This window comes from Paraburkholderia sp. CHISQ3, assembly GCF_030464945.1.
Taxonomy (GTDB): Bacteria; Pseudomonadota; Gammaproteobacteria; order Burkholderiales; family Burkholderiaceae; genus Paraburkholderia; species Paraburkholderia megapolitana.
Window position 1 is genome coordinate 101,568 of the sequence record NZ_JALPRG010000005.1, and the last position, 24,987, is coordinate 126,554.

The window sequence follows — 24,987 nt, forward strand, 5'->3', positions numbered from 1 at the left end:
ATGCATTCAATCAAACTGAACGACCCCGCGCTGCTGCGGAACAAGGCCTATGTAGCAGGCCAATGGCTATCGTCCGACGACGAAAAGACGTTCGACGTGAATAACCCCGCCACCGGCGAAACGATCGGTTCCGTACCGAAGATGGGCCAGCAGGAAACCCGCCGCGCCATCGAAGCGGCAAACGCGGCATGGCCGGCGTGGCGCGCAAAAACCGCAAAAGAACGCGGCAAGATCCTGCGCACGTGGAGCGACCTGATGCTCCAGCACGCCGACGACCTCGCGCTCATTCTGACCATCGAACAGGGCAAGCCGCTTGCCGAAGCAAAAGGCGAGATCCAGTACGCGGCATCGTTTTTTGAATGGTTCGGCGAGGAAGGAAAACGCGTGAACGGCGACACGATTCCGTCGCCGGCCAGTGACCGCCGCATTGTCGTCACGAAAGAACCGATCGGCGTATGCGCTGCGATCACGCCGTGGAATTTCCCCGCTGCGATGATCACGCGCAAGGTCGGCCCCGCGCTGGCCGCCGGTTGTCCGATCGTCGTCAAGCCCGCCGAGGCCACACCGTTCTCCGCGCTCGCGCTTGCAGTGCTCGCCGAACGTGCGGGCGTGCCGGCCGGCGTGTTCAGCGTGATCACCGGCGATCCGCGTGCGATCGGCGCCGAGATGACCAGCAACCCGATCGTGCGCAAGCTGTCGTTCACCGGTTCGACGCCGGTGGGCCGTCTGCTGATGGAACAGTGCGCGCCGACCGTCAAGAAGGTGTCGCTCGAACTCGGCGGCAACGCGCCGTTCATCGTGTTCGACGATGCCGATCTGGATGCCGCGGTGGCCGGCGCGATCGCGTCGAAGTACCGCAACAGCGGGCAGACCTGCGTGTGTACGAATCGTTTTTACGTGCACGACAAGGTCTATGACGCGTTTGCCACGAAGCTGCGCGATGCGGTGGGCCAGTTGAAGGTCGGCGACGGGACCGATGCAGGTGTCACGCAAGGTCCGTTGATCAACGAAGCGGCCGTGCTAAAGGTCGAATCGCATATCGAAGATGCGTTGGCGAAAGGCGCGCGTATCGTCACCGGCGGCAAGCGTCATGCGCTCGGCCACGGCTTCTTCGAGCCGACCGTGCTTGCCGACGTCACGCCTGCGATGAAGGTCGCGCGCGACGAAACGTTCGGCCCGCTCGCGCCGCTGTTTCGCTTCTCGTCCGACGAAGAAGTCATTCAGCTCGCCAACGATACCGAGTTCGGTCTTGCTGCGTACTTCTATAGCCGCGACATCGGCCGTGTGTGGCGTGTTGCCGAAGCGCTCGAATACGGCATGGTCGGTATCAACACCGGGTTGATCTCGAACGAAGTCGCACCGTTTGGCGGCGTCAAGCAGTCAGGGCTTGGCCGTGAAGGGTCGCACTATGGGATCGACGACTATGTCGTGATCAAGTATCTGTGTATGGGTGGGATTTAAACGCAGTGGGCGATCACGGCACGCGAGGTCGCAACGCCGGATCGCTCACGTCGCGCAGAACGGCGCCGTAGCCGCTGTAGAGATTCTTCGCCGGCAACAGCTGCTGCGCAGCGAGTTGCCGGTGTACGGTACTCAGGTGATAGAACGGCATGCGCACGTAGAGATGATGTTCGATGTGATAGTGGATCGCATGCGGACCGAACAGGAACGTCTGCCATGAGCCGTGTGTGATGGTGCGCGCATTCTGGCTTTGATCGTCGCTGGCGGGCAGGCCGGCATGCTCGAGGATCGCGCGGATTCTTCCCATCAGCGGCAACAGCGTCACTGCGGGCAGCAACCACAAGCCAACGTATAGCAACGGATGTCCGCACCACGCCAGCACGCCGGCTAACAGGCCGTTGCTGACGAGCATCGATGCCACTTCGACAAACTGATCGCGGTGTGACTTCGCCACCTTTGGCAGCACATCCCGATAGACACCGCGCAGCATTCTGGTAGCGCTGACGAAGTAGGACACGCCGCATAGATCGGCGATGAGCCTCGCCGCCAACCTGCCGCGTGAGACAGGATAGTCGTCGATGCCGAAGACCACCGCGACCGGATCGTCATGCGCCATCGGCGCGAGGTGGTGTTTCAGATGCCCTGCCCGATAGGTTTGCAGCGACAGGAACAGCGGCCCCGCGGCAAACATCTGCCCGACGATATCGTTCAGCCACTGGCGAGACAGCAACACCCCGTGCGCACTCTCATGCATCATCACCGCAAGCGCAAGCTGGCTGCGGGCCACAACGACGACCGCAACCACATACACCAGTGGATTCGGCCACAGCGCCACCACCAGTAGCGACACGGCAATCAAACCCCAGTCGGCGGCTAGCGCACCCAACGCACGCCACGGCTTCATCTGGAAGAGCCGCGTATCCGGGACGAAGCGGTTCAGCGCCTCATTGCTCCCAGCATGCGATCTAGGCGATCTCACGCGAAGCTCCTACGTTCTGCCGTTTATGTTTATGCGCGAGGAAGCTGCATACCGCGGACAGCAGCACGCCACCCGCAACGTCGGCCACCGTGTGCTGCTTGAGGGTAAGCGTCGACAGACAGATCAGCGCTCCGGCAAGTGCAACGAGCCACCAGTGCCGGCTCGATCGCAGCATCAAACACGCAAGGCAGGTCACGGCCACGTGCAGGCTCGGAAAACCGTTGGACGGCAAGTCCAGGCGCCACATGCGCGACAACCGCTGGCGCAGAAAAGCATTTTCGATCAGCGCGGTATCGGGCCGCGGAATGAACTCCGGGAACATGAGAAAAGAAACGATACCGATGGCAAACGCAAGCAGCGTCGCGCTCTTGAACGCGTTGAAGTCGCTGGCCGGTGCATAGGCCGACAGTGCGACCACGAACGGAAAGAACAGCACGTAGACGTACCACGACACCGGGATGAACGGAATGTAGCTATCCACGGGCGTGACGAAGCTGTAGCGCGGCACGATTGCTCGCTCGAGCGCGAAGAAAATGCTCAGACCTACCAGCATGCCGAGCAGCGCAACCAGCGCCTGCCGGTAGTCCGGACGTCCTGTGAGCCGGCGAAGATTCATCATCGTGAGACCTCGAATGACTGGTGCGTTGCTATCGTCGCGCGTGCTCGCCACACAGCGCGAGCAACCGTGCGATCCATGCATCGACGCGTGCCTGGGCGCGCTCCCGGCCCGCCGGCACGGTCTGTTCCGCGCTCTTGCCGCTCGCCGTCAACTCGGTTGCCGCGTGCGCGACCTGCTCGCGAAAATCGTCGGCATCGCCGTGCCATGTGACCACCCGATGCACGAGCCCCAGCTGCGCGGCCCGCGCGGCATTGGTCGCCTGCTCGGGCTGATCGGTCAAGACCAGCATGATCGGACGGCGGTAGATCAGCGCAATCGATAGCGCCGCCATCCCCGGCGCCGACACGATCAACTGCGCGTGTGCCGCGCGGCTCGCCCAGTCGGGATCGACAGCAAGCCAGCCGTCCTGCCCCGCATACCCTTCGCCGACCCGATGCGAGGTCAACCCGGCATCGTCAATACCCGCACATAAGGCGTCCGCGAGACCTGGATCGCTGAAGTGCGGATTCAGATAAACCGCCGCACCGTCCTGTTCCGCGTGCGGCTGCGGACCGACAAGCGGCACCGGCGTAGGCAACCGGTAGCGCGACGAACGCTCCGTTGCCGCAAGCTCGTAGGCAAAGTCGTGCTCGATGCACGACCGCGCCGCCTCGATCTGCCTGCCGACGATCCACCCAAACGCGCGCCCCGCGCTGCGTGGCCGCACACCGTCGAAGTTGCCGAGCAGCGCGGCCTTGAGACTTCCTCCGTACACGTGCAGCACCTTGTGTCGCCAGCCAGGCAGCGTGCCCATGAACAACAATGCTGGATGAAACGAATCGTTGACGATCAGGTCGGCATGCCGGGCAACTCGGCGCATGCGCACGATATCGCGCAGCATCCTGCCGGGCCGAAAGATGTAGTGCGCAACGTTGCGATTGGTCGCGCCGCGCAGCATGTTCTGCCGGCTGTCGAACTGCACCGCGTAGTGGCTCGACAGAATCTCTGCTTCGATACCGAAGCCCGCGAGAAAGCGCTGCCCTGCATCCGATGTGGTCAGTACTTCGACCTGCGCGCCGTCCTGGCGCAAAGCGTGCACGAGCAACTGCGCACGCATCAGATGGCCGCGCGCATCGGCCGTGGCCAGGTAGACGATGCGTGGCGTCATCGATGGACGATGGGTGAGCGCGAACCGACCTGCCGTCCGCCCGACAGACTGTGCATCCAACCGGCCGCGTACATCGCCAGCGCCCCCGTTACGCCGAAGCCCGCCTCGATCGCGCGTATTTCGGCCAGCAGTCGCGCCAGCCGCTCCTGCTCGTGCGGCGCCACCACGTGTTGCAGCGTACGCGAGCAAAGACGCACATGCCGGCGTTCGTCCTCCAGTACGCCCGACAGCAACGGGTACATGGCGTGCGCGGTCCCGATCACCTCGCAATGACGACGCAACACGCGCTCTGCCATCTGTTCGGCGCATAGGCCCGTCGCATACGCCGGTACTAGCAGACCGCAGGAGAAGTGCGGCGCATGGCGACGCGCAAGACGCTGCCAGCGCACGATCTTGCGACGACTGACCCAGTCGGGCGCGAGACGCACCATGCTGCTGGCACCGGTTGCATGCAGTGCGTCGGCGAAGGCTTGCGCGTGGCGCCGTTCATCGGCGAGATGCTGTTCGACCTGGCGCGCCAGCCACGCGGGCGGTTGCGGCATGAGTTCCTCATGCAACGCCTGTTCGGTTGCCTCTTCGCCGGCGAGATACATGCGCAGCAGAAGCTGTTCGCCGCGCCGACTGTCATGCAGGAGCCGGATCGCCGCGCGCTTGATGCGATCGACGAGCCATGCCTGCAAGGCCGCGATGCCATGTGGCACGGGTGCGGCGAGGCAGTCGTAGACAGCAGTCGCCTCGTGCACGGCGCGCGCGTGATCGATGGTGCTCATGCGGGTTGCTTGCCGGTCGCATCCTTCGTCCGCGGCGCGTTCGATGTGCGTTGCACATCAGCGTCGCGGTGCGAAGCGAGGATCAGCCCGATGAAACTGTCCTGCATGAACGAGCGTCCCGAAGCGGCTGCTCCGGCGAAGGCTTCTTCATGCCCGTTGAAACTCAGATACCCTTTGCCGTCGCGAGCACCCAGTACGAGCTTGTCGTGCGAGTGGAAGCCGTGCGTGCGCAGATCCTGCAGCAGCGCGCTGTCGTCGAGCCCGAAGAGAAACAGCTCGCGCTGGGTGACCCACAACGGAATCTGGCCACTCAGTGCTTCGATTTCGATCGTCCATGTGCCGCTCGCGAGCGTCTGGTTCAGGTCGGCATCGGCGCCGCTCGCCGAAAAACTGGCCCGCGCCACCGATTTCGACAGACGCCCCAGGCCGAGCGCGATTGTGATGTCGTCGGCGGTGGGGTTCTTCGCATCGCTCGGGCGCACGGCGACGAACTCTCGCGCCACCCGCGAAGCCAGCGACGGATGAGTGAGGACGTCGAGCGCCTGCTGCGGCGTCAGCACCACATGCTCCGTCGTGCCTTCGCGCACACTCACCCGATACGGGTCCATCTTGACGTCGGTGAACTTGCCGCGCACGGGCGCATGCACGTAAATGTCGGGGCTCCACTTGCTGCCGGACTGGCGCAGCAGCAGATGCAGGCTCAACGGAACGCGCCGGCCGTCGGTGGCGACACCGCTGCCTTGCAACAACACGTCGCCGACAACAGCGCCGTCATGGTCCGCCGCTCCGCTCGAAAACACGATCGTGTTCGCTGCGGTGTCGACCGCGGCGTGGACGTCGGCCAGGTCGAGCGCGACGCGATTGCAGTCTGTGGCGCTCTGATCGGTGCTCGCAAGCGGACAGCCGCTTTTCGATTCGAAGTGGAACACGCCGCGACCCGTAAAGTCGGTCGTCGCGGCATGAGCACCCGCACTCAGCAGCATGAACGCAGCAACGACGGCGTGACGAACCGGCAAGGAGACAGCGTAGATTCTTTTCATGGCAACCCCGGATAGGCAGATGACGGATGCGCAGCGAGCGCGACGATAACGTGCGGCGCGTGATCAGTGGCGGTGATAGGACAGCGCATCGGCGTCGCGCCCCACTGCGTGGCGGGCACCCAGACCGATACCGCGCACCACCGCGCCCAGCGTATCGAGCAGCGACACCCCAACGACAAACCCCGTTGCCGCTATCCGGCGCAAACCGTGCACCGGCGGCAGCTCCTGATGGTTGAGTGCGCGCAAGCTGAACAGGAGTCGTCCCGCCATCACGCACAACGGGCCCAGCGGACCGCTGCGTCCAAGCCATTGCAGCCAGTCCGGCATGTACGCACGCACGAGGTACGGCGTGAGGCCGACGCTGTCTTCGCCGCGCATCCAGCGCAGCTTGACGATTTCGCGGCGCGTATCGGGTAGCCGGTGTTCGGTATGCGCGAGCGGCGCGTAGTGCACGGCCAGCCCGGCAGCCTGCAGACGCAGCCCCATGACCTGACAATGCGCGCGATAGACGCCGTCGAGCGGTTCATAGCGGTAGCGCTCGAACACCTCGCGACGAAACGCAACGTTGTTCGCGTAGAAGTTGCGCGTGGCTCCGTCGCGCAGCGGACTCGGGAAGTACATGAAATCGATCGTCGTCAACGCGGTGCCTGCGATGCTCGCGGCGTAGCTGGTGCGTCCGGCGACGGCGATCGGTGCAACTGCGGCCGGCTGGTCGAAGGGCACGAGCAACTGGACGAGCCAGTCGCCGTCCGGCACGCAATCGGCGTCGCCGAATGCCACGTAGGTGCAGCGCGCCGGATCGACTCTCTCGAAGCCGAGATTTTTTGCGTCGTAGTAACCGGTGTCTGGGCCGATCTCGACAAACTCCACCGGGCGCCCCGCCAGCCTGGCAATCTCGTCGCGCTCCTGCGGCGGCAAGCCATCGTGCGTGATGATCCACTGGGCGAAGGACGACGGCGGCACGGTTTGTTGCGCGAGCCGCACAATCAACCGTTTAAGACTCGCAATGGCCTTACGTATATCGCCACCGCCGCGCAGATTATTGGTTTCCAGTACGAATGCCGTACTGGCTGCGATGGTAGCCGCGCGATTTACTGCTCCTTCGGACTGATGCATGGTGACATCCTCAGCGATGACAGCGGTTTTTGCCTGTTTCGGGAATGCTCTTGGTACGTGTAGGGTTTGAAAAGTCGTCCGTTATCCGATGCATGAAACCGGACGCGAAATCAGCCTCGTCCCGGTGGATTGTCCGGTCGCTCGAATGGGCGTTGAACAGGTGGAAATAACGCGTGGACGGATATGAAAGTCCCCACCGGGTCTGCGAAAGCGCCGCCCCGATAATCACATTGGGGAGCGCGGCTTGCAAAATCCGCGTAACAACCGGAATAAACCATGGCGAGCTCCCGAATTTCGTCTGGATTACCTTCCTTGCAAAAGGCTATTGCAAGGTTAATCCAGTTCTTTCTGTTTCTGTTCGGGCGATTCTAGCAAAATCAGGTTGTCTGTCACGCGGTATTGCAAAAAATAGATATGAAGCAGTCGTGTCCAGATACTCCAATATAGATTCTTCCATTTTTCAGTTCTTGCCGTTCTTCTGGTTTTCCGGCGTGTCGTAAATATCGTCGAAGCCTGAAGTGCTGTTGAACCGAAACGCCCTGCCCCCGCACACCGCCTGGCGTTTCGATTCACGACCCCACGTCAGTGAACTCGCGCGGGAATATGCCGCCGCACAACCGCAAGCGCGATCATCGCCACCGCCATCGCCGCACCGAGCATCGCGAGATACGAGAACGCGCCGCCCGTGGTGATCACCGCGGCGCCCGCAAACGCACTCGTAATCGCGCCCAATCGACCGAACGCGAGCGCCGAAGCGGTGCCAGTCGCACGCATTCCGGTCGGGTACATGTAGGCACACAGCGCGTACATCGTCGACTGCACGGCGTTGACGAACAGACCGTGCACGCCGAGACCGAAGATCAGCAACGCGGTGTTGCTCTTCGCATCGAGGCCGAGCATCAGTGCCGCGCTCAATGCAGCGCCGAGCGCGCAAATGAGTAACGGCCAGCGCGACCCGTAGCGCGCGATCGCCACGGCACACGCCAGCGCGCCAACTACGCCGCCGAGGTTGTACGCAGTCAGCCCCGAGCCGGCCACCGAGAGCGACAGGCCCTGCGCGCTCAGCATCGTCGGTAACCAGCTGAATGCGCTGTACACCGCGACCAGACACATGAAGAACGCGATCCAGATGGCAATCGTGTCCCGCGCGCGCCCTTGCATGAAAAGCGCGCTCACGCCGCGATGTTGCTCGGCGGCCTGCTCGCGGACATCGGTAAATACGGCATCGGCGGGGACCTGACGCGACATGCGATTGAGCAAGCGCCCCAGTTCGCTCCAGCGCGCCGGACGGCGGGCAAGAAAGCGCGGCGACTCGGGTAGTGCGAACAGCAGCAGCACGCCAAGCACAATCGGCAACACCCCGCCGATCAGAAACAGACCGCGCCAGCCGTACGCCGGCAGCACGTCATGCGCGAACAACCCCGCGAGCATCCCGCCGAGCGGCACGCAGACAATCGTTGCCGTCACCGCGAGCGTTCTGCGGCGCGCCGGCGTGAATTCGGCGGTCATCGTCGTCGAGCTGGGCAGCGCGCCGCCGATGCCGAGTCCTGCAATGAAACGCAACACGGCGATCGTCACGATGTCGGGTGCAAGGCCGATGCAGCAGGTGGCCACGCCGAACAGCAGCACGCTGCCGATCACCGCCCAGCGCCGACCGAAGCGGTCCGCAAAAATCCCCGCGCACGCACTGCCGATACCCATCCCGAACAACCCCGCCGCAACCACCGGAGCGAACGCGCTGCGTGCAAGATTCCATTCCTTGAGCAACACGGGAATCGCGAAGCCGATCAACTGACCGTCGAATCCGTCAACGACAATCGACAGCGCCGCCAGCAGCACTACCCATTTCTGTAGCGCCGTGTAAGGGCCGTCGTCGAGCGTGCGGCCGATGTCGACTGCGCGCGGGTCGGCATCGGAAACACCGGCCGCGCCGGCCGCATCGGACGCGCTGCCTGGCGAGCCGGCAAATTCCGTCGGCGGAACGTAGCTGTTCATTTTCGTGTCTCCATGTGTGGCGCGTATCGATCGACGCAAGCGTACCTGTTGCCTGCGTCCGCGCTTTTTATCATCCGTCCAGTAAGGGTGCCGCCGACCTGCTTTGCGAATTACCGATCCGCGCTCAGAACGGATAGTGCCGCGGCGTAGTCTGCACCGTGATCCAGCGCAGATCGGTGAATTCGGCAATCCCGGCCCGACCGCCGAAGCGCCCGAACCCACTGCTCTTCACGCCCCCGAACGGCATCTGCGCTTCGTCGTGCACGGTCGGGCCGTTCACGTGGCAGATACCCGATTCGATGCGCCGCGCGACGTTCATCGCACGCGCGATATCGCGGCTGAATACCGCCGCCGCCAAACCGTATTCGTTGTCGTTCGCGCATGCAAGCGCCGCTTCTTCACCGTCGACGCGCACGATGCCCTTCACCGGACCAAACGATTCCTCGGTGTAGATCTTCATCTCGCGCGTGACGTGATCGAGCAGCGTGGCCGGCATCAACGTGCTGTCGGCCTTGCCGCCGCATACGAGCGTCGCGCCTTTCGCGAGCGCATCGTCGATCAATGCGTTGCAACGTTCGACGGTCCGCATATCGACCACCGAGCCGAGCACGACCGGCCCCTGACGTGGATCGCCGAGCGGCAGGCTGCGCGCTTTCGCTGCGAGCCGGTCGACGAACGCGTCGGCGATGCGCCGGTCGACGATGATCCGCTCAGTCGACATGCAGATCTGGCCTGAATTGGCGAACGCACCGAACGCGGCCGCCGCGACGGCGGCGTCGAGGTCCGCGTCGTCGAGCACGACGAGCGGCGCCTTGCCGCCCAGTTCGAGCACGGCCGGTTTCAGATGACGCGCGCAACTCTGCGCGATGATCCTGCCGACGTGAGTCGATCCCGTGAAGTTGACGCGCCGCACTTTCGGATGCGCGATCATCGCTTCGACTACCGCGGCCGCATCGGCCGGTGCGTTGGTCACGAAGTTCACCACGCCGGGCGGCAAGCCCGCTTCCTGTAACGCCTCTACGATTAATCCGTGCGTGGCAGGACACACCTCCGAGCCCTTCAGCACGACCGTATTGCCGCACGCGAGCGGCAACGCGATCGCGCGCACCGCGAGGATTACCGGCGCGTTCCACGGCGCCATACCGAGTACGACACCGGCGGGCTGACGCACGCCCATCGCGAGACTGCCGGGCACATCGGAGGGAATCAGCTCGCCGGCGATCTGCGTCGTCAGTGCGGCGGCTTCGATCAGGCCGCCCGCGGCAAGGTGTACGTTGAATCCGGCCCAGATACCGGATGCGCCGGTTTCTGCCGCCATCGCGGCGGCGAAGGCGTCGCTGCGCGCTTCGATCGCGTGCGCGGCTTTCATCAGCAGCGCGCGGCGCTCGCTGGGGCCGCTGGCGGACCATGCAGGGAACGCGGCTGCGGCAGCATCGACAGCGGCGAGCGCGTCGTCGACGGTGGCTGCCGGCGCACGCGTGGCGACTTCGCCATCGAGTGGATTACGGCGCTCGAAGCTCGCGCCGTTGCGCGCCTGCACGCGTTCGCCGTTGATCAGCATCGAAATGTTTTGCATCGTTTGTCTCCTGTCTTTTTTCTGCGAAACCTTGGCTTGCTCAATCGCGTTACGCGACTACGACCTCGACGAGTCGCGGAGCACGTGCTTCCAGTGCGTCGCGCAACACGTCGCGCAACGTGTCGGCATCGTTCGCTCGCACGCCAGGACAACCCATGCCCGCGGCAAGCGCGACGAAATCGATGCCCGGAAGTGCGGTGCCCTGCACCGGATCGGTTGCTGCGAAGCCAAACACCGGTGCGAATTCCTGAAGCGCAGCATAGCGCGCGTTGTTCAGAATCACGAACGTGACCGGTAGATTCAGTTGTACGGCACTGTACAACGCCTGGATCGAATACATGCTGGAACCGTCGCCGATCAGCGCGATGACGCGCGTGCCGCGTTTCGCGAGTGCGATGCCGACGGCGGCCGGCATGCCGTAGCCGAGGCCGCCGCTGTCCATCGTGAAGAACGTGCCGCTGCGCGTGATCGGTAGATAGCTTTGCATCGCCGCGCGCGAGCTGGGCGCTTCCTCGACGACGATATCGGCAGCATCGCGCAGTTCGGCGAGCGTCTGCAAGGCGAATGCCACCGACATCCGCTCCGACGGCGCCGATGACACCGGCGGCAGCGCGCGCGGCGGTACCTCGCGCGGCGCAGGCAACGCGCGCAGTTTCGGCGCCGGACGCGCCAGCAGATCGACCACGCCGAGCCGGATATTGCCGACCACAGCCGTGCCGACCGGTGTCCACGCAGCGACGCCTGGATCGTCGATCAGTTGATAGAGCGAAGCGCCGTCTGGCACATGCGGGCCATGGCCTTCGACGTGATAGACGAAAGCCGGCGCGCCGATCACGAAGATCAGATCGTGACCGCCGAGCAATTCGACGATCTGTTCGCGCATGGCCGGCAGGAAACCGGCGAACAACCGGTGGTCCTCCGGGAAAGCGCAGCGCCCCGACATCGGCGCGACGTAGACGCGCGCCCGATGACGTTCAGCGAGGCGCACGACGTCATCCCATGCACCTGCACGATCGACCGCACCGCCGATCACGAACGCGGGGCGCTCGCATGCATCGAGTGCCGCGCCGATCCGCTCGAGCAGTTCAGGATCGGGACGCGTCGCGGTACTGACGATGCGCGACGGCACGGGCTCGGCGGGACGATCCCAGTCGTCGACGGGAATCGATACGAGCACCGGCCCGCGCGGCTCCTGCATCGCAACGTGGTACGCACGCGCGATCGCGAGCGGCACGTCTTCGGCGCGCGCCGGTTCGATGCTCCATTTCACATAGGGCTTCGGCAGTTCGGTGGCCTGCGTCGACGCGAGAAACGGATCGAATGGCAGGATCGAACGCGCCTGCTGGCCGGCGGTAATCACCATCGGTGTGCGGTTGCGAAAGGCGGTGAAGATGTTGCCCATGGCATTGCCGACACCCGCCGCCGAATGCAGATTGACGAACGACGCGTTCGCACTGGCTTGCGCAAAGCCATCGGCCATGCCGACCACGACCGCTTCCTGAAGGCCCAGCACGTAGCGGAAATCGGCGGGGAAATCGCGAAACAGCGGCAGCTCGGTCGAGCCGGGGTTGGCGAAGATCGATGTCATGCCGAGTCTGCGCAGCAGGTCGATCACGGCGTCGCGCACCGTGAAGGGTGCCTCGCGACGGGTGTTCGGGAGATCGGGATGAGGCGCGCTACGGGTCATGCAATGGGCTCCTGTGGATGTGCGTTGTGGTTTTGATCGCGCCATTATCCAGGCCCCGATGCCAGACTGGAAATTGCCTTTTTAACGAAAAGGCATTACTTTTTGGCATGACTTTCCCCGAGTTCGATGTAGGCCAGCGATGAACTTCAGTTTTCCGCAGCTTCAGGCGTTCACGACGATCATTTCGAGCGGCAGTCTCGGTCGCGCCGCGGACGCGCTCCATATCACGCAACCTGCCCTCAGTCGTACGATCAAGAAACTCGAAACGGAGCTCGGTGCCGCGCTATTCGAACGTCATTCGAAAGGCATGCGGTTGACCGCGATCGGCGAAGCGCTGCTGCCGCACGCAACGTTGCTGCTGCGGGAAGCCGAAAGCGCTCACGAGGAAATCGACGCGATGCGCGGCCTCGCGAAGGGCACGATCCGCGTCGGCGCCGTGGCGAGCATCGCCACGCTCGTGCTGCCGCTCGCGGTGAGCAGCGTACTTGCGCGCTGGCCGAATCTGCGTGTGGAGATCGTCGAAGGTGTGTGGGACCGGTTGGCCGATAGCCTGATGAAGCACGAGATCGATCTCGTGCTCAGCATGGCTGTGCCCGACACCAGCGAGATCGTCGCGATCTCCAGTTGCCGCTGGGAAGACACGAGCCATGTGGTTGCCGCGCTCGATCATCCGTTGCGCCGCAAAGCGGATTTATGTCTCGCCGATACTCTCGATCAGCAATGGTGCGCGCCGCCGCGCGGCACAGGTCCGTTCGAGCATATGCAGCAGGTATTCGCCGAACATGGACTGGGCATGCCCGCTATCGCGGTCGAAACGCGTTCGATCACGGTGCTGAAGAGTCTCGTCACGCGAGCCGGTTTTCTGAGCTGGATGGCCGCGCCGATGTACGACACGGAGAGCGCCGCGGGCGTGTTCGATACGCTGCCGATTCCGGGGTTGGTCGGGCGGCGCACGTTGACGGCGTTCCGCAGACGTCAGGGGATTTTGCCGAGTCCGGCTTTGAAGTTGCTGGAACAACTCAATACGATCGTGCCGGAATACAAGCAGCCTTAGCGGCGAGTACTAATGAAAAGGGGCGCTGCGAAAGTTGCGCATGCTTCGCATGACACGACTTTCGCAGCGCCCCTTGTTGAGGCACGGTTCGAAACGAACTCAGCCCGCCAGATCCGCCGGCAACTTGCCGCCGTTTGCTGCCAGCGCCTGCATGACCTGCTTGTGCAACCAGATGTTCATGCTCGCTGAATCGTTCGTGTCGCCGTCGTACTTGAGTTCCTGGGCCAACTGCTTGCGGTGTTCGAGGCTGCTGTCGACACCGAGCGCCTTCATCGTATCGACGATCGATGTGCGCCAGTTCAGCGTTTGACCGCTATCCGCAACCGCCTGGTCCATCACGGCTGCGACGTCGACGTCGGCCAGCGGTGCGGGAGCCGGAGCGGCATCCGGGGCAGCGGCCTGCGCTGCGGCCGGGTCCGGAGTGGGTTCGGCCGCCGGCGCGGGTTGATCCGGCTTCGCCTTGCCGAACAGCTTGCTCACGATTTCGCCAAAGATGCTCATTTTTCATCTCCCATGGGTTGGTGATTCGCAGAAGCATTCAATCGCTCGCGGTGTGCGAGCTTGTCTATGCTACGCGATCTGTGTGTCAGGAAATGAGATGGGGGTTTGCCTGCCGCTGTCGTCGCTGATTTCTTCCTGATTTTGTGTAGCGCGGACCCGCCGTATCGTTCGCGGGAAAAAATCACTCGTACTGCGTGAGACCAGCACTACGACTTCGAGAGTCGACCGGCAAGCCGCGCTCAACCGCAATCCTATTAATGCCGCACAAACCCGGCGAATAACCGACTTGCCAACGCATGTGCGGCCAAAGCACAGCGGCATGACGGTATTGGAGCATGTTGTGACGAATATTCACAATTGCCCGAATTACTAGATATCTAGGTCGGTATGATCCTGAGACTCGCCCGACGTGTTTATTTGGAGATGCGGTGAGTTCATGACGGGGATTATAAAGTTGGGGTTCTTATTTACGAATACGCGGACGTACAACACACCCGCACCTTTTGTTTAACGAAGTAGAAACTGATTTCGCACCTGTGATGTCATCTCGGACCATCGTTTTGTGCAACGTCCCGGCTAGCCTGTATCCACCGGCCGCTCGCGCATCAATGGATGCCAATCAATTTCCGTCACGGCAGATCGCCAGACCTCAATCTGGGCGATCACATCGTCATTATCTATTTTCACGTGAAAGATTCCTCCACTCACGTCGACGCTCCCACCTTATAAGTTTATAACTTAATGAAATTTCGGAGGTAAAAATGTAACCCGCTTACGATCTACTTATCACACGATACGACGACACATGATGACCTGGCATCTCCCCGGTTTTGTAGAGTCAAAAATTTATAATGTTCGATCATTTCTCGATCGATATGGGAAACCATCGCATCGAAACCACACGGTCGATTTTTAACCATTTTTAATAATTCATTTTATGAAATCAATCTCGAATAAATTCCTCCTTCTGTCTGCAGTTTCACTTGCAACGTTGTCTGCATCGACTATTGCCAACGCACAGTCTGTTACCGGCGGCCAGGGGGTCGTCCGTTTCACCGGAACGATCGTGGCCGGCGCGTGTGGCATCGAAGGAGTGTCACAGGACCAGACCGTGAACCTCGGCGGCGTACCCACCAATGCGTTCAAGGCAGTTGGCGACAAGTCGGCGCCGCAGAGCTTCGACATCAAGCTGACTCAATGTGACACGACCACGTTGAAGAATGCGTTCTTCAGGTTCACCGGCACGTCGAATGCGGCGCAGGCAGGACTGTTTGCCACTGTCGGCAGTGCGCGGAACGTCGGTATTCGTCTGCAATCCGCATCGGGAGAATTTCTCGACAACGGTACCGAACAGAGAGGCCAGGTGGTGTTGAACGACGGCACGAATGTCGTGCGTTTCGCCGCGATGTACGAAGCAACGGCGGCAAACGTTACGGCGGGCACCGCTGACGGCGTCGCGAATTTCACCGTTCGCTACCAGTAACTATGTGCCAGGCGGAAAGGGTATATCGCCCTTTCCGCTGTTCGGCCCATAACGATGAAACCCCTCCGTTTTGGTAATGTCGACGTGCGAATCGGTTATTCCCTTCTTTGTGTCCCCGTTCTGGTAATCGGCGGTGAAGCCCGTGCGGCAGAGTTCAACTCGGCGTTCCTCAGCATCGGCGAATCGAACGATGTGGATCTGTCGCAGTTCTCGCAACCGGATTTCACGCCTCCGGGATCGTATGTGCTCGACGTACAGGTCAACGACGTGTTCTACGGCCTGCAGACGCTGGAGTTCGTCGCCGACAGCGCATCGGAGGGTAGCCGGCCGTGCCTTGGGCCAGATCTGGTCGCACGATTCGGTCTGAAGCCGTCGCTTGTCAAGGAGATGCCGAGTTTTCAGGACGGGCAATGCGCAGACCTGGCTAGCGTCGAAGGCGCGACGATCCGCTATCTGAAAGGCGACGGTCGTCTGAAAATCACCATCCCGCAGACAGCGCTCGAATATACCGACCTCAACTACATACCACCCGAGCAATGGAGCAGTGGTATTAGCGGCGCCATGCTCGACTACCATCTGATCGGCAATACGCGACGCTCGTTCGAAATCGGTCCTCGCCAGGAAAGCTCTTTGCAGGCGTTCGGAACGGTCGGTGCGAACTGGGGCGAGTTGCGCTTTCGCGGCGACTTCCAGGGACAATCGGGTATCGGCCGTTCGACCAATCAGGACCGCAATCTGCGTTTCAACCGGCTATATACGTTTCTCCCACTGCCGAAGATTCGCTCCGCTGTCACGTTCGGCAACGACTACCTCGCATCGGATATTTTCGACGATACGTTCGTCCCGTTTTCAGGTGTGTCGATCCGCAGCGACGACCGCATGCTGCCAACCTCTCTACGAGGCTATGCGCCGACCATTACCGGTATCGCGCGCTCCGCGGCAACCGTCACGATATCGCAACAAGACCGCGTGTTATTCGTCACGACGGTGCCGCCAGGCCCGTTCTCATTGCGGGACCTCGATCCAAGTCTACGGGGTACGCTCGACGTCACCGTAACGGAAGAGGACGGCAGTGTCAGACGTTTCCAGGTCACGACCGCCAACGTGCTGTATCTCGCGCGCCAGGGGCAGGTTCGCTACAAGTCGACAGTCGGCAAGCCCCGTACGCTAGGACGCGACGGGATCACACCATTCTTCGGTCAGTTCGAAGCTGCATACGGCCTGCCCTACGACTTCACGGTCTATGGAGGCAGCACCGCGACATCCGGCTACCTGTCGACGGCGTTCGGTATCGGTCGCGATCTGGGCGTGCTCGGCGCATTGTCGGTGGACATTACGCATTCAAGCGCACGGATGTGGTGGAACCACCAGAAACGCAGGGGCAACTCGTACAGGGTCAACTATGCGAAATACTTCGAGTCGCTCGACGCAGATCTGTTTTTCGCCGGTTATCGCTTTTCGGAAAGAGACTTCACCAGCTTCGCGCAATTCGTCGGCGATCCGGGCGCGAGCAATCTCGCGAGCAGCAAGCAACTCTATACGATCAGTTTGTCGAAAAGCTTCAGTGACGTTTCGGCGTCCCTCCAGTACACCCACCGCGGTTACTGGGCGCGCAAGTCCGACGAAAACCTCGCAATCACGCTATCACGGGTGGTCTCGTTTGGCGGACTGAAGAACGTCAACGTCAGCCTGACAACCTCTCGCACCCGAGGTGTCATGGGCAGCGGCAACGAACTCGCTGTGCTGGCGTCGCTGCCGCTTGGGGGAACCCGGCAGGTAAGTACACGTATCACGACTGGCCGCGCCGGCACTAGCTACGACACGGGCTATTTCTACGACGATCGGCTTGGTAACACGTACCAGATGGCTGGCGGCATGACGGTTGACGCCCGTCCGACGGCGAGCGCCCGTTATGCCCGGCATGCATCCACCCATCGGTTGAATGCGCAGGTGTCGAGTGCGGTGAACTCGTATGTAGCGGCGGCGCTTGAAGTCAGCGGTTCGCTGATCGCGACGCGACACGGCGTGTCCGCGCACGCAAACGGGAATGCAGGCGACACGCGACTGGTCGTGTCGACTAACGGCGTGTCGGACGTACCGTTGTCGGATTCGTATTCACAATCGGATTCGCGCGGATACACGGTGATCGACGCCGTGCCCCCGTACACCTCGTACAGTGCAAGCGTCGATGTCGGAAAACTGCCGCTCGACACACAGGTGACGAATTCGATCCAGCGCACAGTACTGACAGACGGCGCAATCGGCTTCATGCAGTTCAATGTCGGGCGCGGGCGCAGCATGTTGCTGGCGCTTACGGATCGCGACGGCAAGGATCTGCCCTTCGGCGCATCCGTTCAGGATGCGGCAACGGGCAAGGAATTCGGCATTGTCGGCGAACGAGGCGTCGCCTATCTGACGCAGGTTCAGCCAAAGATGCACATGGTCGTGCGAGCCGGGCACAACTCAATCTGCTCGCTCGACTCGCTACCGGACCAGATACAGCTGGACGGCAAACCGATCCCCGTTGTCTGCCGGACAGAAAGCCTGGAGGCAAGTCGCTCGCCGACTTCAGGCTCAACCGAAATCATCCCCTCCTCGTGGTAGAAAAATGATGTTCCAAAACCATTTTCTGGCGGCGCGAGCCGCAATCGTCATGTTCGTGTGCGCTCCTTTTTTTGCGCATGCCTCAGTCGAACCGGATCGTACCCGCGTAGTCCTCAACGAAAGCGATACAGCAACGAAAATCACTGTCACGAACAGAAGCAGCACGAACCCTTATCTCGTTCAGTCATGGATTGAAAATGAGCAGGGCGAGAAAATTACGTCACCACTCATCGTCGTGCCTCCGTTGCAACGAATAGAGCCGAATGAAAGTAACGTGCTACGCATCGCACGCTTACCTGGCGCAACGCTGCCAGCCGATCGCGAGACGGTGTTCTATCTGAACATCCGCGAAGTGCCGCCCAAAGTGGATACGCCCAACACGTTGCAGCTCGCACTACATTCGCAATTGAAGCTGTTTTACCGTCCCAATGGCGTGCGGCCTGCACAGGACGTCGACCCCACGCTACCGATGACATTGCGTATCGATACGGCCAGTCACAAGCTGGTGTTCGACAATCCAACGCCCTATCACATCACGATCGTAGAACTGGCAGCAGACGCGCAAAAGACAGCGATACCGTTCAATCCGCTGATGGCGAGCCCGATGAGCCAGATCGAAACGGCATTCAGCATCGCAATGCCGACCACGTTATACGTATCCCATATCGATGACTATGGTGGTCAGGTGGTGGTCAAGTATGCGTGTAGCGCCGGGGTATGCAAGAGTACGGAGAAGTAAACCACCGGAAGAATATGGTGATATTTACTTGCAGTTCGGGGCATTTTTCGGACGAAGACCGACGCACTCCCTGCTGCTCCGATTGGATCGATTAATTCTGCAAGTTTGAGTATCGTATGACCAAGATTTCCAACCCGTTTAATTTCGTTGTACGTTTTATTTCCGATCGCACGGGCAGGTCAGTGATAGTGGCCGCGATTGGCGGAATACTCATGGCAACTCAGGGCGTGGCTCTTGCTCAGCGTCGCATCATTCCCGGTCTCTTTTTAAACAATCTAGCGACTGTTGCCGACTGTCTTAACGGAGGTAACAAGTGGACCGGCCCCGTGACCGTGCGAAACCCGAAGGCCTTCTTTCTTCTACCGTTACGTAATCCAGACGCTCTAACGGGGAGATGGGACGGCTTATGCATGACTCCGCAGGATTTCAATAACGCTCGTGGACAATCCACACCTGCACCTCTGGCTGCACCGGCACCTCCACTTACAACTGCACCTCCACTTACAACTGCACCTCCGGTTGCACCGGCACCAACACGTCCGACTACACCTCCGGTTGCACCGGCACCACCCGTCCCCGCCGCACTAAAGGTGCCGCTTTTCAATGTGTCTCCGCTTAAATTCAATTCGGAGATTAGCGTACCTTTTACGAGTATGACCTCTGGCAATAACGTACTTCAACCGCACACCAGTAGTGTTGCCCAGAATATTGGAATCGGCTGGAACAGAACGCTTACATGTGGGGTCAACAGAAGCATTGCGATCAACGGTAGATTGGTATCGAATAACATCTATGCCACAAATGTCGACGGCATCGGTGTTCGCTTCTACGTGACGAATGGTTGGAACGGCAATTATGAACAGGCTGCTCCAGGTCAGAAGTCGTTTAACGGGGTTCCAAGGCAGACGCTGTCGCAGGACTGGTGGATAAGCGCTGAGCTCATCACAACGGGGCAGGTAGGTAGCGGTAAACTGACCGACCTGCCCAGCATGACTGTTACCTTCTCTGGCTCATGTTTTCCATCGGTGTCGCACACGCAGACGATCGCTGCCGGTACCGTCATGCGGCCGACCAGTTGCAACGTGACCACGCCAGAGCAGGAGGTTCGGCTTTTGGAAGTCATGACTGCACAACTGCGTAGAGTCGGTTCCACGGCCGGAGGCACCAGGTTTACGATTAACCTGAATTGCATTCGCGGGACAACCGTTTCGATGTCGATGAGTAATGCGCGCACGCCGAGCAACTCGGGAACCGAATTATCGATTGCCAGCGGGAATGGCACTGCTTCTGGCGTTGCTCTGCAATTGGTCAGAGAGAGTGGTTCGCTTGTCGAATTCGGGGATCAGAAAGTATGGGCGCTCGGTCCGTCCGCCGATCTGAAATCTGTCCCATTGTCTGTCCGGTACATCTCCACGGGCCCTGTGACTCCCGGAAACGTGCGAGCAGAAGTGATATACAAGCTCACCTATCAGTAAAAGCTGGCGACGGCTCGTGTGGCGCTTTTGGGTGATTCCCATTCGAGCCGTCCGCTATCTGGATCTCCAAAAGCAGATTCGCGTTTTGCAATCCCCCACCCGCGGCGTCCACATCCCAACCCGTACAATCCCTCACAACGAAGAGCAAAACGCCCACATTCCAAAGAGCCACTAGCAACCCAGCCTTATACTGGGCGACCTGGAGGTTTCAATGACCGATCACGAAAGACTGCACCCCCTGCGCCCGTTCCTGAAAAACTGGGTCTGGGAGCACGGCCGGGTTGGGACGCGTTATCTGGACTGCCTCGATGGCCAGATCAAGTTCGACGAAGGCAAGAAGTCGCATTTCGCAGCCGAGCAATATGTCTACGTGCCGATTGGCAAGGTCCTCGAAGAGGATCGCTCCACGGATGGACCTGCCATCCAGGAAGCCGGCCTCGCCCGCTTTTTGCGGGCGGCGCAACTCGGCAAACCAGAGGAAGCCGGTTCAGTCGCCGAGGTTCAGCGCGCCGTGCAGGACTGCATCGAACTCGGCCTCTTCAGCGCGTATCAACTGGAAGCTCAGCAGGCATTGGCCCGCTATGCTGAAGAGGCCATGTTCGACGACGAGATCCGCGCGGCTGTCGTCGAGGATATCCGGCGTGTTTATGTCGGCATGCGCGAGCAACTGGCGCTCTACGATTTCAGTGTGCTGTACGGCCTGCCCGCGCCGCTGCTGATCAGCGAAATGCCGTTCATCGACTGGCGCGTGCAGGCCCGTCCTGCCCTGCCGTTTGTCTCGCTTCCGCTCGGGCCTTACTGCCTGCTCGTAGGTGCGCCGTCGGGCAGGAAGAGCAAGACCGCGCCCGTGGTCTGGAAAGCCGCCGCGGCGATGGGTCCGTTGAAGGACCACAACCGCTGGATCGCGGAGCATGCGCGTCTGTGGCTCGTGGCGACCACCGACGATCAACTCGTCGCGGCACAAGGCCGTTTCGCTCCAGCCAGCGACGACGTGAAGCAAGAGGATGCGAAGCCCTGATTGAAGTCGACCGTGCAATGCGCGGTCGCCCTTTCACAAGGCACGTCCTTAACGCACCGCTCAACCCGCCGATCACACCCCCGGCGCAGTCATGTTGTGAATCATCAAGGTCTGCGGATTCGACAACGGAATTTCCGCAGCGCGCAGAGCCTTCAGTATCTCGAACAACAACTCACTCTTCGTCGAACCTGAAATGCGCGGGCTGATCACGTAGCCGGTCACGCTGAGCGTGATGCCATCCGGCGTAAGCTGGCTAAACGTCACCGATGGCGCAGGTTTGTCGAGAATCGCCGGATGCTCCTCGTACGCACCCAGCAGAATGTCGCGAATCTGCTCTGGGTCGGTGTTAAGCGGAAACGTCAGCATCAACGTCGCCACCCCTTGCGTACTATTGCCCATCGTCACATTGCGCAGGTTCTGCGAGATCAGTTGCGAATTCGGCACGATCACGGTAGACCGGTCACTCAGCTGAATTTCCGTGGCACGCACATTGATGCGCCGGATATCGCCCTCCACACCGCTGATGCTGATCATGTCGCCGACCTTCACGGGTCGCTCGGTCAGCAGGATCAAACCGGACACGAAATTCTTGACGATTTCCTGCAAACCGAAACCGATCCCCACCGACAACGCACTGACAATCCACGCGAGGTTGCTCCACTGCACGCCCAGTAACGCGAGGATCAGCAGCACGAGGACCACGTAGCCGAGGTTGCTGAACAGCGTAACGAGCGAGATGCGCATGCCCGGTTCGACGCCGCTCTTGGGCAGCAACTCGGCATCGAGCCAGCGGCGCACGGTGCGCAGCAGATAAACACCGACGATCAACGCAATCAGCGCGTTCAGAATATGCGCAGGGACGATGTTCAATCGCTGCAACCGATCCGCACCGAATGCATTGAGCAGGCTGTCGAGCAGATCTCCCGGCGTCGTGCCGAAGCCACCGGTAAACAATGCGAACACGGCGAGCAGCATCAACAGGCTCGACCCGCCACCCGCGAGGATCGTCGACACCTGATCGAGATGCATGTCCTGCAGACCGAAGAGATGCTTGATCGCCTTGCCGCTCGCATGATGCGGCGAGAAGAAGCTTTCGCAGAGATCTTTCGTCAGTTGCGTCAGCAGGTACATGCTGCATAGCACGAGGTCGAACCATACGAGCTCGTAGGTCAGAAACCGCGCGATCGAAATGTAGCCGATCAGCAGCGCGAATAGCGATACCACCACCGTCAACGTGACGGCCCCGTGGATCAGACCGGCAAACGTCGAACGTGCTTCGGGCGATTCGCCCGCGGCAGCGAGCGCCGAGCGCACGCGGTTGGCCCGTATCAGCGACGCGCCGATGGTCAGTACCACGACGAGCGATACGAGCCCGCGACCGAAGAGCGTCACCTGCAGGCTCGTATCGACGGTCCGGTTCAGCTGTTCGAGCGCACCCGATAGCAGCAGCAGCCCTGCCAGAGCCGTGGGGAACGGCTTCATCGCCAGCGCCACCGGATCGGCGATCGCCGGCAGACGCCACGATGGATGATGCGTGCACAGCAACGCGCGACCGAGACCGGCGATCAGTGCGCAGGTCCACGCGAGCTTCGCGAGCGCATCGGCAAAGTCCTGCAGCGACGGAGTGAGTTCCGCGTGGCGCGTCAACGCGAGGTACACAAACTGCACGGCAACGCCCGTCGCCAGCAAGGTGCCAAGCGTCACTGACAGCGCCAGCGCGCTGCGCCGCAGGCGACCTTCGGGCAAATGGTGAAAGCATACATACGCCATGCCGCGATCGATCAAACGACGGCCCACCGTCCACACCACTACGGCGAGCAGCAGCAGAAGGAGCGTGCCGGCTTTTTGCCCGGGCTGCCATGCAGCTTCGAGCACCGGTGCGACCTCCGCGCCGAAGGCGCTGAGGCTCTGCACGTCGTCGGGATTCGGTTTGAACAGCGGTGACCAGAACTGCCCGCCCAGGATACTGCCGGAACGAAACGCCAGCTGATTCTTCAGCAACCCGTGCTGTAGCCGCGCGATCTGCGCAATCAGATTGATGAGCGCGGTCTTTGTGTCGGCGGCCTGCTTGAGTTGGGCATCCAGTTGCACCTTGCGCTTGTCGAGCCCGGAGCGCTGCTGCGCGACGGCGGGCGCTTCGGTCGTGGCGCCTGCGGCGGGCGGCGGCCCGAGCACATCGATCTGCGTCTGCAGTTGCGCACGCACGGGCTGCAATTCTGCGATCAGCTTGTCGGTATCGGCTACCAGTTGCTGGGCTGCATCGTCGAATCCGGACAGTTGCTTGAAGCTCGTCGCACCGCCGGCCTGCTGCTTGATGCGGTCCTGTGCGCCCTGCAGCCGTTTTAGTTCAGCTTGTGCGGCCTCGGGCGTGATTGCGACGGCAGTGGGTGCCTCAAGAACCGGCGCGCTGGCGGCGACAACAGCGGCAGCATCGGTGTTGCCTGTGCCGGCGGCATCCGCAGCCGGCAATGCCGCCGCACTCAGCGTGAGCGCGGCGACCACAGCGATGTGTGAAAAGAACTTTAGCGACATATTCAGGTTGGATTGCGATGCATGGCGTAAGCGAGGAGTGGCGAAAAACGCATCCGGCGTTAGCCATAGCTTGCCACAACCGCCCCACCTATCCCGAATTGCGCTGTTCCAGCCGCCTGGCCGCTACCCGCTGGCCAGGCTTTTTCCCTTAAATGGGCACGAAGTGTGAAGTCAAGGCGCCCTCAAAACGAGGTTGCCCAGCGACGATCTCGATTGACGATGTAAGTACGACTCTCGAGCCGGCTCTGGATCAACTCGCACCGCTGCTGCATTGGAAGGAGACTCTGCCGTGGAAGTCCGCTTTTTACCTCTACTGCACCGAGCCATTCTCCGCTGCCCACATCCGGACCGTGCCCTTCTCCATCTGAAATATCGAAGTAGTTCTTGTCCAGGTATGAAAACCATTCCTGCGTGCATGGTTGAGCCGTCGGCGCCCGCGGCACACGGATTGTCGCGATGATCCACGCAAGAACGATAAATACACCGATGCCAGTGAAAATTTTGAGACTTTTGATAACCATTCCTTACCTACGATTGCTTGCGGGTTTCGTCGCCGTTTCAGCAGGCTTGCGCTGCACATGCAAGCACGGCCGGCAGACGTTATCGCGGTATTGAGAAACATGTTAAATCGAGATGGCAGTCCGTCTCCTCCTTTGGTGACAAAACTGCATGAGCCTATCTAGTACTGCGAAGATTGGCAATGCGGCGAGTGGACGAAATCAGGTAGGCGTACAGAGAAGTCATAAAAAAAGCGCAGCCCGATGTATCAGGCTGCGCTTGTTGCTGATCGACTCCCCAGCGGAGAGCCGGTCGATTACGGCTGCGACTGCAGATAACGCTTCACATCGTCGAAAGTAACCTTGCCGGTCTTGTTGACGTCGATCTGGCTGAAGTTATTGGCGATATAACCCAAGCGACTCTTCTGCGCCTGTTGCTGCGTCAGCGAACCGTTGCCGGTAGCAGCGGCGGCATCGAAATTCGTTTTCAGACGCGCCATTGCTTGAGCCTGCAGCGTATCGCCAGTCGATGCCGCCGGTGCCGGTGTGACTGGCCTGTTAGCAGGGAAGAACGGGCCGTCCACACCGTGTCTGACAACGCGGGTAGAAGGTTGAGTCACATCGCTGGCCTGGGCCGCGCCGGCGATTGCAGCAAGCGCAAATACCGTCAGATAAAGTGCCTTTTTCATAGCAG

At 61.0% G+C, this 24,987-nt stretch carries 20 protein-coding genes; 7 read left to right on the forward strand and 13 right to left on the reverse strand.

Going from position 1 to position 24,987, the window contains the following annotated elements; translation table 11 throughout:
- Nucleotides 1-1,461, forward strand: coding sequence for an NADP-dependent succinate-semialdehyde dehydrogenase (gabD, locus tag M0D65_RS13140; protein ID WP_266253038.1), 1,461 nt, complete (start codon nucleotides 1-3; stop codon nucleotides 1,459-1,461).
- A gap of 13 nt (nucleotides 1,462-1,474) precedes the next feature.
- Here gabD and M0D65_RS13145 read toward each other — a convergent pair whose 3' ends face one another.
- The 9 genes from M0D65_RS13145 to mdlC all read right to left on the reverse strand — a co-directional run bounded on the left by M0D65_RS13145 (nucleotide 1,475) and on the right by mdlC (nucleotide 12,390).
- Complete coding sequence (locus tag M0D65_RS13145; RefSeq protein ID WP_266253039.1) at nucleotides 1,475-2,440, reverse strand: fatty acid desaturase family protein; 966 nt, start codon at nucleotides 2,438-2,440, stop codon at nucleotides 1,475-1,477.
- Nucleotides 2,427-3,059: a phosphatase PAP2 family protein gene (locus M0D65_RS13150; RefSeq protein ID WP_266253040.1), complete on the reverse strand. Its 633-nt coding sequence runs from the start codon at nucleotides 3,057-3,059 to the stop codon at nucleotides 2,427-2,429. Before M0D65_RS13150 ends, M0D65_RS13145 begins: the two co-directional genes overlap by 14 nt.
- Nucleotides 3,060-3,087: 28 nt before the next feature.
- On the reverse strand, nucleotides 3,088-4,206 hold the full coding sequence (locus tag M0D65_RS13155) for a hypothetical protein (protein WP_266253041.1): 1,119 nt from the start codon (nucleotides 4,204-4,206) through the stop codon (nucleotides 3,088-3,090).
- A complete protein-coding gene (locus M0D65_RS13160; RefSeq protein WP_266253042.1) occupies nucleotides 4,203-4,976 on the reverse strand; it encodes a hypothetical protein in 774 nt (257 codons plus the stop codon). Before M0D65_RS13160 ends, M0D65_RS13155 begins: the two co-directional genes overlap by 4 nt.
- Nucleotides 4,973-6,016 (reverse strand): hypothetical protein, encoded by a 1,044-nt coding sequence (locus M0D65_RS13165; protein WP_266253044.1) that lies wholly within the window; start codon nucleotides 6,014-6,016, stop codon nucleotides 4,973-4,975. Before M0D65_RS13165 ends, M0D65_RS13160 begins: the two co-directional genes overlap by 4 nt.
- A 63-nt stretch (nucleotides 6,017-6,079) precedes the next feature.
- A complete protein-coding gene (locus M0D65_RS13170; protein ID WP_266253045.1) occupies nucleotides 6,080-7,132 on the reverse strand; it encodes a glycosyltransferase family 2 protein in 1,053 nt (350 codons plus the stop codon).
- Between the two features lie 582 nt (nucleotides 7,133-7,714).
- A complete protein-coding gene (locus M0D65_RS13175; protein WP_266253046.1) occupies nucleotides 7,715-9,127 on the reverse strand; it encodes an MFS transporter in 1,413 nt (470 codons plus the stop codon).
- Nucleotides 9,128-9,251: 124 nt separating this feature from the next.
- Nucleotides 9,252-10,703, reverse strand: a complete 1,452-nt coding sequence (locus M0D65_RS13180; RefSeq protein ID WP_266253047.1) for an aldehyde dehydrogenase — start codon at nucleotides 10,701-10,703, stop codon at nucleotides 9,252-9,254.
- A gap of 49 nt (nucleotides 10,704-10,752) precedes the next feature.
- On the reverse strand, nucleotides 10,753-12,390 hold the full coding sequence (gene mdlC / locus M0D65_RS13185; RefSeq protein WP_266253049.1) for a benzoylformate decarboxylase: 1,638 nt from the start codon (nucleotides 12,388-12,390) through the stop codon (nucleotides 10,753-10,755).
- A gap of 139 nt (nucleotides 12,391-12,529) precedes the next feature.
- Here mdlC and M0D65_RS13190 point away from each other — a divergent pair, with 139 nt between their 5' ends.
- Nucleotides 12,530-13,444 (forward strand): LysR family transcriptional regulator, encoded by a 915-nt coding sequence (locus M0D65_RS13190; RefSeq protein ID WP_266253051.1) that lies wholly within the window; start codon nucleotides 12,530-12,532, stop codon nucleotides 13,442-13,444.
- Between the two features lie 99 nt (nucleotides 13,445-13,543).
- Here the strand turns inward: M0D65_RS13190 and M0D65_RS13195 are convergent, their stop codons facing one another.
- Nucleotides 13,544-13,945, reverse strand: coding sequence for a DUF3597 domain-containing protein (locus M0D65_RS13195; protein WP_266253052.1), 402 nt, complete (start codon nucleotides 13,943-13,945; stop codon nucleotides 13,544-13,546).
- Between the two features lie 937 nt (nucleotides 13,946-14,882).
- Here M0D65_RS13195 and M0D65_RS13200 point away from each other — a divergent pair.
- From M0D65_RS13200 to M0D65_RS13220, 5 genes are all read left to right on the forward strand, one after another.
- On the forward strand, nucleotides 14,883-15,428 hold the full coding sequence (locus tag M0D65_RS13200; RefSeq protein WP_266253053.1) for a fimbrial protein: 546 nt from the start codon (nucleotides 14,883-14,885) through the stop codon (nucleotides 15,426-15,428).
- A 54-nt stretch (nucleotides 15,429-15,482) separates the two neighbouring features.
- Entirely contained in the window at nucleotides 15,483-18,032 is a 2,550-nt protein-coding gene (locus M0D65_RS13205) for a fimbria/pilus outer membrane usher protein (protein ID WP_266253055.1), read from the forward strand.
- A gap of 49 nt (nucleotides 18,033-18,081) precedes the next feature.
- A complete protein-coding gene (locus M0D65_RS13210; protein WP_266253402.1) occupies nucleotides 18,082-18,771 on the forward strand; it encodes a molecular chaperone in 690 nt (229 codons plus the stop codon).
- A 116-nt stretch (nucleotides 18,772-18,887) separates the two neighbouring features.
- Nucleotides 18,888-20,246 (forward strand): fimbrial protein, encoded by a 1,359-nt coding sequence (locus M0D65_RS13215; protein WP_266253056.1) that lies wholly within the window; start codon nucleotides 18,888-18,890, stop codon nucleotides 20,244-20,246.
- Between the two features lie 211 nt (nucleotides 20,247-20,457).
- Nucleotides 20,458-21,264, forward strand: a complete 807-nt coding sequence (locus M0D65_RS13220; protein WP_266253057.1) for a hypothetical protein — start codon at nucleotides 20,458-20,460, stop codon at nucleotides 21,262-21,264.
- A gap of 72 nt (nucleotides 21,265-21,336) precedes the next feature.
- On the opposite strand, the gene M0D65_RS13225 is transcribed toward M0D65_RS13220, so the two are convergent.
- The 3 genes from M0D65_RS13225 to M0D65_RS13235 all read right to left on the reverse strand — a co-directional run bounded on the left by M0D65_RS13225 (nucleotide 21,337) and on the right by M0D65_RS13235 (nucleotide 24,982).
- Nucleotides 21,337-23,796: a DUF3772 domain-containing protein gene (locus M0D65_RS13225; RefSeq protein ID WP_266253058.1), complete on the reverse strand. Its 2,460-nt coding sequence runs from the start codon at nucleotides 23,794-23,796 to the stop codon at nucleotides 21,337-21,339.
- Between the two features lie 182 nt (nucleotides 23,797-23,978).
- Entirely contained in the window at nucleotides 23,979-24,317 is a 339-nt protein-coding gene (locus M0D65_RS13230; protein ID WP_266253059.1) for a hypothetical protein, read from the reverse strand.
- Between the two features lie 293 nt (nucleotides 24,318-24,610).
- Nucleotides 24,611-24,982 (reverse strand): 2-oxoglutarate dehydrogenase, encoded by a 372-nt coding sequence (locus M0D65_RS13235; RefSeq protein WP_266253061.1) that lies wholly within the window; start codon nucleotides 24,980-24,982, stop codon nucleotides 24,611-24,613.
- Between the last annotated feature and the right edge of the window lie 5 nt (nucleotides 24,983-24,987).

Excerpts from the sequence above, each read along its gene's own strand:
- gabD (WP_266253038.1), top strand. The coding sequence starts at position 1 with ATGCATTCAATCAAACTGAACGACCCCGCGCTGCTGCGGAACAAGGCC.
- M0D65_RS13150 (WP_266253040.1), bottom strand. The coding sequence starts at position 3,059 with ATGATGAATCTTCGCCGGCTCACAGGACGTCCGGACTACCGGCAGGCG.
- M0D65_RS13155 (WP_266253041.1), bottom strand. The coding sequence starts at position 4,206 with ATGACGCCACGCATCGTCTACCTGGCCACGGCCGATGCGCGCGGCCAT.
- M0D65_RS13160 (WP_266253042.1), bottom strand. The coding sequence starts at position 4,976 with ATGAGCACCATCGATCACGCGCGCGCCGTGCACGAGGCGACTGCTGTC.
- M0D65_RS13165 (WP_266253044.1), bottom strand. The coding sequence starts at position 6,016 with ATGAAAAGAATCTACGCTGTCTCCTTGCCGGTTCGTCACGCCGTCGTT.
- M0D65_RS13170 (WP_266253045.1), bottom strand. The coding sequence starts at position 7,132 with ATGCATCAGTCCGAAGGAGCAGTAAATCGCGCGGCTACCATCGCAGCC.
- M0D65_RS13175 (WP_266253046.1), bottom strand. The coding sequence starts at position 9,127 with ATGAACAGCTACGTTCCGCCGACGGAATTTGCCGGCTCGCCAGGCAGC.
- M0D65_RS13180 (WP_266253047.1), bottom strand. The coding sequence starts at position 10,703 with ATGCAAAACATTTCGATGCTGATCAACGGCGAACGCGTGCAGGCGCGC.
- mdlC (WP_266253049.1), bottom strand. The coding sequence starts at position 12,390 with ATGACCCGTAGCGCGCCTCATCCCGATCTCCCGAACACCCGTCGCGAG.
- M0D65_RS13190 (WP_266253051.1), top strand. The coding sequence starts at position 12,530 with ATGAACTTCAGTTTTCCGCAGCTTCAGGCGTTCACGACGATCATTTCG.
- M0D65_RS13195 (WP_266253052.1), bottom strand. The coding sequence starts at position 13,945 with ATGAGCATCTTTGGCGAAATCGTGAGCAAGCTGTTCGGCAAGGCGAAG.
- M0D65_RS13200 (WP_266253053.1), top strand. The coding sequence starts at position 14,883 with ATGAAATCAATCTCGAATAAATTCCTCCTTCTGTCTGCAGTTTCACTT.
- M0D65_RS13205 (WP_266253055.1), top strand. The coding sequence starts at position 15,483 with ATGAAACCCCTCCGTTTTGGTAATGTCGACGTGCGAATCGGTTATTCC.
- M0D65_RS13210 (WP_266253402.1), top strand. The coding sequence starts at position 18,082 with ATGTTCGTGTGCGCTCCTTTTTTTGCGCATGCCTCAGTCGAACCGGAT.
- M0D65_RS13215 (WP_266253056.1), top strand. The coding sequence starts at position 18,888 with ATGACCAAGATTTCCAACCCGTTTAATTTCGTTGTACGTTTTATTTCC.
- M0D65_RS13220 (WP_266253057.1), top strand. The coding sequence starts at position 20,458 with ATGACCGATCACGAAAGACTGCACCCCCTGCGCCCGTTCCTGAAAAAC.
- M0D65_RS13225 (WP_266253058.1), bottom strand. The coding sequence starts at position 23,796 with ATGTCGCTAAAGTTCTTTTCACACATCGCTGTGGTCGCCGCGCTCACG.
- M0D65_RS13230 (WP_266253059.1), bottom strand. The coding sequence starts at position 24,317 with ATGGTTATCAAAAGTCTCAAAATTTTCACTGGCATCGGTGTATTTATC.
- M0D65_RS13235 (WP_266253061.1), bottom strand. The coding sequence starts at position 24,982 with ATGAAAAAGGCACTTTATCTGACGGTATTTGCGCTTGCTGCAATCGCC.